This window comes from Legionella sp. D16C41, from assembly GCF_048541585.1.
GTDB lineage: Bacteria > Pseudomonadota > Gammaproteobacteria > Legionellales > Legionellaceae > Legionella_C.
This window is the reverse complement of record NZ_CP183303.1, coordinates 2,494,344-2,506,966: the sequence shown is the minus strand read 5'-3', so window position 1 is coordinate 2,506,966 and position 12,623 is coordinate 2,494,344. Positions and strand designations below refer to the sequence as shown.

The window sequence follows — 12,623 nt, the reverse complement described above, 5'->3', positions numbered from 1 at the left end:
TTAATTCAAGTTAATTAGTGTATACTAAAAAATAACTGCGAGGATTGTTAGTTTTTTGCAAATCCTTGTTTTTAAATTTTAAATTATTTTAATGTAAATTGTTGTATAAGGAGAGCAAAATGACCATTTTTACTTATTTGAAAAAGGATCATCGTGTAGCTAAGGATTTGATTAATAAAATATTAAATTTAAAATCAGATGCTACTGAAGAACGAGACGACTTATTTAATCAATTAAAAAAAGAAATTATCATTCATAGTAAAGCTGAGGAAAAAGTTTTTTATAAGCCTTTGGAAAAGGAAGCAGCTACTAAAGGTGAGATTCCCCATGCTGAAGAAGAGCATGCTGAAGTAGAAGAAATGTTAGAGCGCTTATCAGATAAGTCTTTAAATGGAGCTGCGTGGTCCCAATTATTTAAAAAAATGGCCCATTCCTTACTGCATCATATTGAGGAAGAAGAGAATGAAATTTTTGCTGATGCTAAGAAGGAATTAACTTCTGAAGAAGCCCAAAAAATGGAATTAGCTATGCAAAGAGAAAAAAAGGCTGTTGAGAAGAAAATAGATATTTCACGTCGTGAAGAAGGTTAATTTTAAATCTAATAACTCTTAGAGTATAAAAAAGAGTTTAAGCATAAAATTAATTATTAATTTCATGCTTAAACTTGACTAATGAGTAGCACTTGCTAATTATTAAATTTGTAATATTATGTTAAAAGACCTTATCTCTAGGTAAAGGATTTATTGAGATATTGTGTAATGTAGTGGATGTCTAGCAATTAACAAAGGAATGAACAATGACAACACTAGTAGGAACGCAAGAGCATTTTCAAGATGCTTTATATGCGCTATGTGAACTTGATTATGATGCTATAGAGGCTTATGAAGCGGCTATTAATCGAGTTGACAGTGCAGAATATCGAAGTAGATTAAACGAATTTAAAAACGACCATCAAAGACATGTTCAAGAAATAACTGCTCTCCTAGAAAGTCATCAAGTTGAAGCTCCTAATGGGCCTAGCGCTAAAAGATTACTTACGCAGGGTAAAGTAGTATTAGCAAATCTATTGGGTGATGAGGCTATTTTAAAAGCGATGATTAGTAATGAAATAGATACTAATACGGCTTATGAGCGTATTAATTCGCATAAAAATATCTGGCCTGATGCCGTTGAAATAGTAAGTCGAGGTTGGGCTGACGAAAGACGACATAAACAATGGTTGGAGTCTGTAACTAACGGAAAATAATAACAATAAAATTCTAGTAAAAAGAAAGTTTAAACTAAAACTCAGTATTCTTAGAACCTTACTATTATGTAGATAAGCAACCAAGTTAACAATTAAGGAGCGAATGTTATGAAACGGATACTTTCAGTAATGCTTACCACTATGGTTTTTACCTCAGTTCAGGCTTCTATGTCTAATTCATCAGGAACTAATACTAACTCAGGTAATGGTTATTCCACAACGACTGGAACTTCAGGCGCAGGTGCAACCGGTACGGGTACTGATATGAACGGTACAGGTACTACCACAGGTACTGATATGAATGGTACAGGTGATAATGGTACAGATATGAATGGCGCAGATAATAGCGGCATGGGCGCAGATGATACAGATACATCCATGAGCGACGATGTTACAACAGGTACTGGAACGACTACGGGTAGTGATATGAATTCTACAGGTACTGGCACAGATATGAATTCTACTACTGGCACAGGAACTACAGGTACTGGTACAGATATGAACTCTACTGGAACAGGAACTACAGGTACTGGCACAGATATGAATTCTACTACTGGCACAGGAACTACAGGTACTGGCACAGATATGAACTCTACTGGTACAGGAACTGGTGGTAATGGCATGGGTACGGGCTCAATGGGCGGCACTACCGGTGGTACTGGAAATGGTGCAGGTGGTGCAGGTGCGGGTGCAGGAGGCGGTACTGGCGGTGCTGGACAGTAAATAATCTGCTATTAGAGGTTATCCTCTATTTGAATAACTGTAGTTTAAGGAGAATAACATGGTTAATAATAATAATGAACGGACTGGAATTTTAACGATAATTGGCATAATCATTATTGCGGCTCTCGTTTTATATTTCCTATTTGGTCGTGGTACTAATAATACAACCAATACAACCGGTACTACTGGAACTACCACAACAACCACTACGGGTACAGGCACTACAGGCGGTACTACTGGAGGTACTACAGGCACTACTGGTGGCGGCGCAGGTGCTGGTACTAGTGGTACAGGTGCAGGTGGTGCTGGCGCTGGTACTGGTGGTACAGGCGCAGGCGGTGCTAGTACAGGTACTGGTGGAGCTGGCGGTGCAGGTGCCGGCGGTACAGGTGGTACTGGTGCTGGCGGTGGTACAGGTGGCGGTGCTTAAGTTATATTTTTAATTACAATTTAAAGGCTACCCAGTAAATTTAGCTGGGTCTCCTTTATCGAATGATTTTTAAAGCTATTTATCAAAAGGTTTCAATCAATAGATAGGTGGAATATCTTGAATTTTAGTGAAAGGTTTTATTTAAGTGCAGCATAATTTTATTTTAGAATGCGCCAAATACAGCCTTTCAATAAAGTTAAAGTGATCTATTATTCTCTCTTAAAGTATTATTTAGTCTAATATTTAATCATTTATTCAAATAAAAATAGCCTTGCTCAACGAATACGAGTAGGACTAATTTTTATTCTATAATCAAATAAGAGTTTATTTGATATTAGAACACAGGGATAATTATGACAAAACCAGTTTGGAAAGGATATATCTCATTTGGCTTAGTAGCAATTCCTGTAAATTTATATCCAGTTGAGAAAAAAAATGAATTACGCTTTCATTTATTAGACTCACGTGATAAAGCGCGTGTTCATTATGAGCGTATTAATTCTGAAACGGGTAAAGAAGTTCCTTGGGATGAAGTCGTTAAGGCCTATGAGTTTCAAAAAGGTAATTATGTTGTATTAGAAGAGGAGGATTTTAAGCGTGCGGCTCCTGCAGCATTTAAATCAATTGATATTGAAGAATTTGTAGATTTAAGTGAAATTAGTTGCCTCTATTTTGATAGACCTTATTATCTGGTTCCAGATAGCTCTAATAAAAAAGCTTATATTTTATTACGTGAAGCGCTTAAAAAAACTGAAAAAGTCGGCGTGGCGAAAGTTGTTATTCGTAATAGAGAATACTTAACTTTAATTTTGCCTTATAAAGACGCGTTAGTCTTATATGTAATTCGTTACGAGCAGGAGATTCGGCGTGAAAATGAATTTGAGTTTCCTGAAGAAAACTTAAAAGCTTATCATATAAATGATCGTGAAATTAAAATAGCTGTGGATTTAATTCATGAAATGAGTGCTAAATGGGCTCCTGAAAAGTATCATGATGAATATCGTGAAGCATTGATGAAATGGATTGAAGAGAAGAAATCTACTAAACCGGCTAAACCCAAGGCTAAGGAGCCTACAGAGAAAAGTGATGATTTAATAGATTTTATGAGTTTACTCAAAAAAAGCTTTAAAAATACTCACCGGCGAGCAGCTAGTAATAGAAATGAGCATAAAGGTAGATAACCTTAAATAAGATAGCAATTGATGCCATTATTTAAGAACAGCGCTGTTATCACTCTCGCGCCTGGCGAGAATCTATTGCTAGCTAGGCATAGTGCGAGTGGTTAAGATAGATTTCCGCCTACGCGGAAATGACAATGTTTTAAGTGAGCACTATTTAGAAAAATAACTCTGTCATTCCCGCGCAGGCGGGAATCTATTTTAGGTAGGTACAGTGCCAGTATTGGGATGGATTTCCGCCTACGCGGAAATGACAGGGTTCTTAAGAGTATAAATATTAAATAAATTTCTATTCTGTCATTCCCGCGCAGGCGGGAATCTATTTCTAGGTAGGTACAGTGCCAGTATTAGGATAGATTTCCGCCTACACAAAAATGACAATGTTTTAAGTGAGCACTATTTAAAAAAATAACCCTGTCATTCCCGCGCAGGCGGGAATCTATTTTAGGTAGGTACAATGCCAGTATTGGGATAAATTTCCGCCTACGCGGAAATGACAATGTTTTAAGTGAGCACTATTTAAAAAAATAACCCTGTCATTCCCGCGCAGGCGGGAATCTATTTCTAGGTAGTACAGTGCCAGTATTTGGATGGATTTCCGCCTACGCGGAAATGACAGAATTTTCAAGTTAGCGCTATTATATTTAATAGATTAACTTCGCCTCTGAGCTATTGTAAATTTAATAAGTAGCCTATGAAGTTAAAAATAAATCTAGGTCCTTTATTTCTTTAAGAGTTAGTTGATAGCTTCTAATTATAAATGAACAAATAGATTAACAACTTCTTATTACTCCACGACAATAGGTGGGAAACGATCAGCATAATTTAGAGGTTTTTTTGCTATATTAATGGCTAAATTTAAGGCCGTTTTAGCAAAAATATTTGCTAATTCATCATTAGCTTGAGTAGCGGTAGGTTGTCCTAGGTCACAATGACTACGAATTTCAGGAGCTAAAGGTAGTTGACCTAACAAAGGAAGGTTAAAATCAGAGGCTAATTTTGGCCCACCGCCAGTACCAAATAAATGGTCTTGATGGCCACATTGGCTGCAAGTATGATAAGACATATTTTCTACAATACCTAATACATCAATATTTGTCTTTGCAAACATTTGAATTGCTTTTTGTGCATCTAGCGTTGCTACTGGTTGTGGTGTCGTAACGACAACAGCGCCCGTTAAAGGGATTTTCTGCACTAAACTGAGCTGTATATCGCCTGTACCGGGTGGTAAATCAATAAATAAATAATCTAATTCATCCCAGAGCGTTAGATCAAGCATTTGAATTAAAGATTTAGCAAGCATAGGTCCACGCCAGATTAAGGCTTGCTCATCACTTGGCATAAGGTAGCCAATTGACATGGCATAAATACCATGGACTTTTACGGGTAAATAATGTTCGCCACTGATTTCGACAGGCTTATGTTGGCCAAGCATTAAAGGAATACTAGGTCCATAAATATCTGCATCTAAAATTCCAACTCGCGCACCTGCACGTGCTAATGCTGTTGCTAAGTTAACAGTAACGGTAGATTTTCCAACTCCGCCCTTACCTGAAGCAATAGCAATTGTATTTTTAACACCTCGTAAGCCTTTGCCAACTAGCTGAGTACGATGTGCTTTAATAAAAAAATCTAAGTGCACATCTACTTGTAAAGAAGGATAAGTATGTTCTAGCTTTGCTTTAAGTTCAGGTAAGTACTTTTGTTGTAAAAAATTACTGGGAAAGCCTGCTTGCAAATAGACAGTAAGATGGTTTCCTTCTTTTTCTTCACTAGATTTAAGCCCCATCTCTTCTGCCGTTAAATCGAGTAATTCATCGTTTAGTAACTGTAAAATTTCATTAGAGTAAGAAGAGATAGTCATAATAGTAATAGGATAATTCTTTTTAGAGTATGATAACCGAATTAAAGTAATTGTAAATTAATTAAACGTTTGCAGCTGAAAGACTGGATCCAGCTAACAAGTTTCGGGATTTGAGCCGGTGATTGTAAATGAAAGAGCTTTTTTCCCTAAATCTACGTCTTGTAACTTGCTCGCCAGGTTTAGTATAAGGGACTAGGCCTGCACACAGTAGGGATGAATCGTAAACTGGATGATTAAATATGGTTGAAAAATGAAAGTGTTTTTCCCCAAAAATCTACTTCCTGCCGCTTGTCCGCAGGATCCACGGCTTACTGAAATATCTTTTATACTTGCACTAGGAGTGAGTCTAGCCATTTCCTCTTCAAAGGAGTGTAATTTTGTTGGCACATTTAGCATGAAAGTAGCTAGGAGTACCAACTAAAATGTTGTCATTTCCGCGCAGGCGGAAATCTATTTTAATCCTTGCAATATATTTAGATTTCTGCCTGCGCAAGGGTAATAATGCTGTGCTTAAATTAGGCTTGTACTTGCAAGGTTATAAATAATTTGCAAAATTTGTCGACAAGTAGTTAAGTTTGTCCTAGATTTATTCTATGTTATTAGTTTTAGTCACTATTTGTATGAGAAATTTGATGAAGATAAGGTTTTAACCTAATTAGAATGTATTTAAAGGATGAAATATGAAATTAGCAAAAATAATTTTAACTTTTTGTTTTTTTTCTTTACCTACCTTTGCAGCGCCTGAAAAAGCAAATTGTCCTGATTTAAAACAGACTACGCTTATTGGACAAGATTTAAAAAATGATTTTGAACAAAAAATATGTCAAAAAACACTGTCACCTTTGCAGGCTAAATGGTTAATAAAAAATAGCTTACCTAAAGTTATGAATAAAGAATTTTTAGGTGTAGAGCCTCCAGCCAATTGGGATTTATTAGCTAATAACCTGATTGATACTTGCTATAAACAAGGTGATTTATGTAAAAAAGAAATACGCAGAGAGTTTAATAACTGCTTAAAAACAACTGTTCCTCTACTCTTAGTACAATTAGGACCTTGGTTTGGTGATAATTGTCAGCTGTTAAATCAAGGTATTATTAAAAATTGGACTACAAGAAAAGAGACAATTGATAAGTTAATTCAAGAATATCTAAATACAACTATCAAAGACTAGATTAATTATTAGATATTAGTTTTACTCAAGTTGGAGTCGCCTAGAATTAAGAATAATAGACACTTTAAAGTAAACTAGGAATACTTACTTCCGCTTTATTCTCTACTTGCCAATTTAGCCATAATTGGTCTTGGAGATAATAAATTCCTAAATGTAGTGGTATTTTAATAAGCTCTTTTAAGGATTGTGCACACTTATTTAATTCCTCTTTATCTAGCCGTTGCTGCTCTTTACTTGCTGTTGTTTTAAAGTTAATTAACCAAAAAGCACCTTTATCATAAAAAGTGCGATCAATTAGTTTTGTTTTGACATGATTATCTTCATATATAAGTAGTTCATATGGATTACGCGAATCGGTATGCGGTTGACAAAGCCATTGGCCTAATTCGCTAGCTAGCATTGTTTTAATCTGTTTTTTTATAGCGTCAATAATTTGTAGTTGTTCAGCATGACTAAAACCTAATATTTTTAATTGATTATGGGCCAGGCCCCACGGAAGCTCATCAATCTTTTTGGCATGATTATTAAAAACCCAATAAAGCAGCGCATGAATAACTGTATCGATATGTTTAACTTGTGAGTCTAGCGCAATTTTCACTTTTGATTTTGTTAATGGCTTTATTTTATTAGGTAATTGTTTGTAACGTTCTACAGGTAGACGTTTTAATATCGGTAAAGTTGATTGTAGAGGTGTCTGGGTTTGCCAATCTACAGTCATAAATGGCTGCTTAATTAAAAATTCACGTAAAGTATTGTTAGTATTTTTTTGCTGATTATCAAACAGATAAAGACGTTTTTTTGCTCGTGTTACTGCTACGTAAAGTAATCGTTGTTGTTCATAATTATCTTTTTCAGCATCAATATCAGCTAGATAATTATATAAAAGACATTCTTCTTGTTGTGCTGCACGAATAGGTGACATAAGCAGTAAATCTTCATTAGTTCGTCTAGGCAGTTTTAACCAACGAATAAGAGGTCGGTCTTGCTGCTGTGATTTATTACCTAAGCCTGGTAAAATAACAGAATCAAATTCTAGACCTTTTGATTTATGAATGGTCATGATTTGTAAACGTGAAGAAGCAGCTCTTTGCGAGTAGAGTCGCTTAAACTCTACTTCAAGTTGTTTAATATCATAAATTTGGCCATCTCTAGTAAACCGAGTTAATAGAGTCCAAAATTGCTCAATATCTAATTGTTGTGTGTCACTTAGTAATAAATCACCATGTAGCTGTTTTATAATTTCAAGTAAGGACTCAATTAATGGTTTTTGCTGACGATTATGTAAGGCTTCATTCATCACTGTATAAAAATAGCGGGCTCGAATTAAACCTTCTTCACTTAATTGTGGTAATTTATCAAGATGAGCAAGCGCATAATAGATAGAGCGATGTTTATTGAAATTAGCCAGATAATATAAATCTTTTAAACCAAGTCCGCACCACGGACTTCTTAAAACTGCTAGCCAAGCGAGGCGATTAGCAGGCATTAGTAATGCTTTAGTCAGCGACCAGATATCAACTAAATGGGCGAGACTCGATAATTTTTCTACTTCCACGCCTTGAAAAGGAATATTTTTTCGCCGCAATAGTGGAATAATTTCTGCTAGGTGCGTGCGTGAGCGTACTAAAATAGCAATAGTATCATGTGGATATTTAACTAATTCCTGCGCAACTAGCTCAACAATAGCTTCTGCTTCTTGCAATTTGTCATGAAACTGTTGGGCCAAAATCCAGCTATCTGGTGTAGGTTTTAATACAGCAGTAGAGGCATGAAAAGAAATAGCTCCAGTTTCCACATCTTCTTGTCTAGGGAAAATACTGTTAAAACGCTCATTAACCCAATCAACAATCATCGGCGTTGAGCGGAAATTAGAACAAAGTTCAAGTGGAATAAGTTTAACATGACCTAACCCTTCCTGTTTTGCTTTAATAAACAGACCTACTTCAGCTTGCCTGAATCGATAAATCGACTGCATGGGATCACCTACTATAAATAAGGTCTTACTATCCTCAGGGCTCCACCCTTGAACTAACTGCTTAAGTAACTGAAACTGCTGTAAAGAAGTATCTTGAAATTCGTCAATAAGAATGTGGCAAATGGTGTGATCTAAGTATAAAGCCAAATCAGTTGGATATAAGTCATCTCCAAGAGCCAGTAGTGCTTGCTGCGAAATAGCTGTAAAATCTACTTGATTTTTAGTACAAAAAGTTAATTGTAAATGCGCAGCTAATAAAGGCAAAAGTGCTAAAAGTGATTGAAGAACTTCCCATTGTTCATCATTGTAATAAGGTGGGGGTAAATTTTTTATGCGAACGAGCGATTTTATAAAATGAGGTATGGCAGAAAGTTTATATAAAATAGATTTACTTCTTGCTTTTAAATCTTCATACACTTCTTTTTCACAACAATCTCGTTTTAAACCAATATGATGATCAAAATTTTTACGTAATTTATTATCTTTAGTTAATAATACTGAGGCTAAGCTGGTTGCTATTGCTCTATTAAATGGCGCTGTAGGTGTCCAATTGCACAAAGGTTCTATATTTAGATTTGATTCTAAATTAAGTGATGCAAATTCTAAGCATACCTTACGTAACTCTTCGTACTCTGTCACAGGGATATTAGTAATAAAGCGTTCTAATACATGTTTTTCAATTATAGAAAGAGCTTGCTCAAATTTTTCCTTAGTTTGTTCATGAGCCACATAAATCGCAGGTAACCATTGCTCACGCGTTTTGAGTAAATCACTTAATAATTGAATTAATTTTTCTTGGCGATTATCAAGGTGATGAAGCAATGTTTTTAATGGTTGATGTAAAACTTCCCTACTCAATACATCGCTTAGCCATTCTTTTATCGCTTGCTGATAAAGATTTTGTGGATCATCACTTACTTTAGCGTAGGGAATTTGTTCTTCGTTTAAAAAAATAGTTTGACTAATGGTTTGGCACAGCGCGTCAATAGTCATAATTTTTAAACAACCTGGCTGCTTAAGAAGTTGCCAGTCGTATTTTTGACTATGTTTAAGTGCTTCATAGGCATAAAGCTGGGTTAATTGTTGGTGAGAAGAGGTCGCTTCAATACCTTCAGCAGCATGTTGTAACGCCTTTATAATTCGCTCACGCATCTCACTTGCTGCTTTGCGTGTGAAAGTTAAAGCTACAATTTGCTCAGGAGAGGTAACAGTACTTAATAACCTTAAATAGCGCTGGGTTAATAGTTCTGTTTTACCTGATCCTGCTGGTGCTTGAACGATAAACGAATACCTAGGATCAGTTGCTTTTTCGCGTTGTTTACTATCCTTAAGCATATTAATCAATGACTATTTCTTGTGCCGGAGGTCTTAAATTGTAATTTGAGCTCATGCAATAGCCGTACGCTCCAGTATTAGCAATTAAAATAATGTCATTTTCATAAGTTTTCGGGAAGAGGCGATCATAACCTAAGGTATCTGAGGATTCACAAATGGGGCCAACCACATGCGCGAAATCAGTTTTTTCTTCATTTAATCGAGTTAAATTAACTATTTCATGATATGCACCATATAGGGCTGGACGTATTAGCGAATTCATACCAGTTTCAATACCAATAAAGCGTACTTTACCTTTTTCTTTACACTGAGTGACTTTAGCAAGAATAACACCACTGTCTGAAACAAAATATCGGCCTGGCTCAAGCCAAAATGATAAGTGATTAAAGCGAGTTTTAACAGCCAGTAAAGCAGCATCAAGCGCATCTAGATCAAGTGGGATTTGTCCTGGTTTTTCAACAACGCCTAAGCCACCACCTAAATTTACAATTTTAACTTCAGGAAATAACGACAACAACATAGTTAACATCTGTGCTGTATTTTGCCAGAGTTCAGTTGTTAATATGCCACTTCCAGAATGTGCATGCAGTCCTACTACAGAAACTTTATGTTTAGCAAGAAGCTTACTTGCTAAATTTAAATCACTTTGCGGTATTCCAAATTTTGATTCATTGCCAGCGGTGCAGACAAATTTATGGTGGCCTGCACCACTACCAGGATCGACTCTTAAAAAGATGGCTTTATTTTTAAATAATTCAGGCCAATTTTCTAAAGGATATAAACTATCAATCGTTAGGAAACAATCAGTAGATAGAGCAAACTCATATTCTTGCCTTGCTGCAAAATTAGGTGTGAAAAAAATACGCTTTGGATCAATATTAGGAAATAATTTTAATATTTTTTCTAATTCATTCATTGAAACACATTCAAACCCTAAGCCTTTATCATAAAAAGTTTTTAATACCTCGCTATTAGAATTTGCTTTAATAGAATAGAAAAGTCCGTCGATGGCTTTTAATTTTAATAAATCATCGGCACGGCGTGTAAGTGTTTCCTGATCATAAACATAACAAGGAGAATGTGTATAAGCTAAATCAAGTAATTTATCGCGTTTACTTTCCCACCATGGAATAGCGCGTTGTCCTGGGTTTCCAAATTCTTCATGCCAACTTTTAGAGTAATAAAAACTTTGTGGATTACTTTCTATGAGTAGATTATGTAGTTTTTGACATAATTTTTCGGCATGAGATTCATCAACTACAAAGGTTAAATTTAAATCATTTGATGCTAACGACATTAAATAAATTTGCTTTGCTTCGAAAACTTCTAAAGTAGGGCCTAATTGCGGAAGTATAGTGCGAATATGATGTCCAACTAAACTAATAGCACTACAGGGTTCAATAATTTTTGCTCTGCCAAATTGATTTAAATCCGTAATAAGTGCATCAAGATGACGTCTTTCATGTAATTTAGCATTACTATCTAATGATAATGTCACATTAAATTCTGATGAAGATAATAAATCTACTGAAAAATTGTGACGTTTGAATGCAGCAAAAACATCAGCTAAAAAACCAACTTGTTGCCACATATTTAATGTGTCAATAGAAATTAAAATAATACTATGTTTAATTTGAATGGATTTTATTGGTGGTGCTAACTCATCGCTATCTTTAGTAATATGGGTACCAGAATGTTCAGGCATACAAGTATATTTTACAACCATTGGTATATTAGCTTTGCGTACTGGAGGTAAACAGTTAGGATGTAAGACCTTAGCGCCCATAGAAGCAATTTCTTGTGCTTCATCATAGTTAAGTTGCTTAAGTAAACGAGCATGAGGAAATTGGTGCGGATTAGCAGTATAAATACCTGGAACGTCTGTCCAGATTTCACAGCTCTTAGCACCAACGATAGCAGCTAGTAAGCCTGCAGAAGTATCGGAACCGCCGCGTCCCAATAAAACAGTATCCCCTTGAGGATTAGCTGCAAAGAAACCCTGAGTAATAATTGCCTGAGTACCTGAGTTAAGTAATCTATGTTGCAATTGTGAATTTGGTTCGCAAGCACAACGAGCGGCTAAAAAATTTAGCTTTTCATTATCGGGGATAGGAGTTGAAACAAGTGCTTCGCGAACATCAAACCATAAACAAGTAATACCATTTTTTTGAAGAAAAGCATGTCCAAGGCGAGTCATCATCAACTCACCTAAACTTAAAATTTGAGCACGTGTTTTAGCAGGTGCTTCTTTAAGTAGCGCAATACCAGTTAACCAATGATTTAATTGCTTAACTTCAATACTAATTAAGTCAGTTGAAACATCAAGTGATTTGGCAAGAGAAAAGTAACTTTCTATAATATCTTTTTCAATCGCCGTATGCTGATCGACGATAGCTGCTTCTGTTGCTTTCTCGAGCTTATTAGAAATTTGTGCCATAGCTGAGCAGACAATAATGGGTTGCACCCCATTTTTAATATGCTGTTTCGTAATTTGCGCAATATTTTCCCAAGTTTGGAGAGAAGAGACACTAGTACCGCCAAATTTAGTTACGATTTGTTGCATAAAATTGTCCGCACAAAGAAAAACCACATTATCATGTACTTCTACGTCTTACAAGCTAGTTAAGTAAGCTATTTATAAGAAAGTTGCTTATTATAAAAAAACCATTTTGAATCATTGGAGCCCACTTTGATTTTATT

The 12,623-nt window shown here is 35.6% G+C and carries 9 protein-coding genes; 6 read left to right on the top strand and 3 right to left on the bottom strand.

What is annotated here, in order from left to right; all coding sequences use genetic code 11:
• Positions 1–119: 119 nt before the first annotated feature.
• The 5 genes from ACNVED_RS10840 (at position 120) to ACNVED_RS10820 (ending at position 3,580) form a co-directional block, all read left to right on the top strand.
• On the top strand, positions 120–590 hold the full coding sequence (locus ACNVED_RS10840) for a hemerythrin domain-containing protein (RefSeq protein ID WP_419419037.1): 471 nt from the start codon (positions 120–122) through the stop codon (positions 588–590).
• 206 nt (positions 591–796) lie between these two features.
• Complete coding sequence (locus ACNVED_RS10835) at positions 797–1,246, top strand: DUF892 family protein (protein WP_419419036.1); 450 nt, start codon at positions 797–799, stop codon at positions 1,244–1,246.
• A gap of 108 nt (positions 1,247–1,354) precedes the next feature.
• Positions 1,355–1,969, top strand: a complete 615-nt coding sequence (locus tag ACNVED_RS10830; protein ID WP_419419035.1) for a hypothetical protein — start codon at positions 1,355–1,357, stop codon at positions 1,967–1,969.
• A gap of 58 nt (positions 1,970–2,027) precedes the next feature.
• On the top strand, positions 2,028–2,399 hold the full coding sequence (locus ACNVED_RS10825) for a hypothetical protein (protein ID WP_419419034.1): 372 nt from the start codon (positions 2,028–2,030) through the stop codon (positions 2,397–2,399).
• A 353-nt stretch (positions 2,400–2,752) separates the two neighbouring features.
• Entirely contained in the window at positions 2,753–3,580 is an 828-nt protein-coding gene (locus ACNVED_RS10820; RefSeq protein WP_419419033.1) for a Ku protein, read from the top strand.
• Positions 3,581–4,364: 784 nt separating this feature from the next.
• Here ACNVED_RS10820 and apbC read toward each other — a convergent pair.
• Complete coding sequence (apbC, locus tag ACNVED_RS10815) at positions 4,365–5,441, bottom strand: iron-sulfur cluster carrier protein ApbC (protein WP_419419032.1); 1,077 nt, start codon at positions 5,439–5,441, stop codon at positions 4,365–4,367.
• A gap of 680 nt (positions 5,442–6,121) precedes the next feature.
• On the opposite strand from apbC, the gene ACNVED_RS10810 reads away from it, so the two are divergent.
• On the top strand, positions 6,122–6,613 hold the full coding sequence (locus ACNVED_RS10810; protein WP_419419031.1) for a hypothetical protein: 492 nt from the start codon (positions 6,122–6,124) through the stop codon (positions 6,611–6,613).
• 64 nt (positions 6,614–6,677) lie between these two features.
• On the opposite strand, the gene ACNVED_RS10805 is transcribed toward ACNVED_RS10810, so the two are convergent.
• Entirely contained in the window at positions 6,678–9,923 is a 3,246-nt protein-coding gene (locus tag ACNVED_RS10805) for a UvrD-helicase domain-containing protein (protein WP_419419030.1), read from the bottom strand.
• Between the two features lies 1 nt (position 9,924).
• Positions 9,925–12,486, bottom strand: a complete 2,562-nt coding sequence (locus ACNVED_RS10800) for a bifunctional aspartate kinase/diaminopimelate decarboxylase (protein ID WP_419419029.1) — start codon at positions 12,484–12,486, stop codon at positions 9,925–9,927.
• Positions 12,487–12,623: the final 137 nt, after the last annotated feature.

Excerpts from the sequence above, each read along its gene's own strand:
- ACNVED_RS10840 (WP_419419037.1), top strand. The coding sequence starts at position 120 with ATGACCATTTTTACTTATTTGAAAAAGGATCATCGTGTAGCTAAGGAT.
- ACNVED_RS10835 (WP_419419036.1), top strand. The coding sequence starts at position 797 with ATGACAACACTAGTAGGAACGCAAGAGCATTTTCAAGATGCTTTATAT.
- ACNVED_RS10830 (WP_419419035.1), top strand. The coding sequence starts at position 1,355 with ATGAAACGGATACTTTCAGTAATGCTTACCACTATGGTTTTTACCTCA.
- ACNVED_RS10825 (WP_419419034.1), top strand. The coding sequence starts at position 2,028 with ATGGTTAATAATAATAATGAACGGACTGGAATTTTAACGATAATTGGC.
- ACNVED_RS10820 (WP_419419033.1), top strand. The coding sequence starts at position 2,753 with ATGACAAAACCAGTTTGGAAAGGATATATCTCATTTGGCTTAGTAGCA.
- apbC (WP_419419032.1), bottom strand. The coding sequence starts at position 5,441 with ATGACTATCTCTTCTTACTCTAATGAAATTTTACAGTTACTAAACGAT.
- ACNVED_RS10810 (WP_419419031.1), top strand. The coding sequence starts at position 6,122 with ATGAAATTAGCAAAAATAATTTTAACTTTTTGTTTTTTTTCTTTACCT.
- ACNVED_RS10805 (WP_419419030.1), bottom strand. The coding sequence starts at position 9,923 with ATGCTTAAGGATAGTAAACAACGCGAAAAAGCAACTGATCCTAGGTAT.
- ACNVED_RS10800 (WP_419419029.1), bottom strand. The coding sequence starts at position 12,486 with ATGCAACAAATCGTAACTAAATTTGGCGGTACTAGTGTCTCTTCTCTC.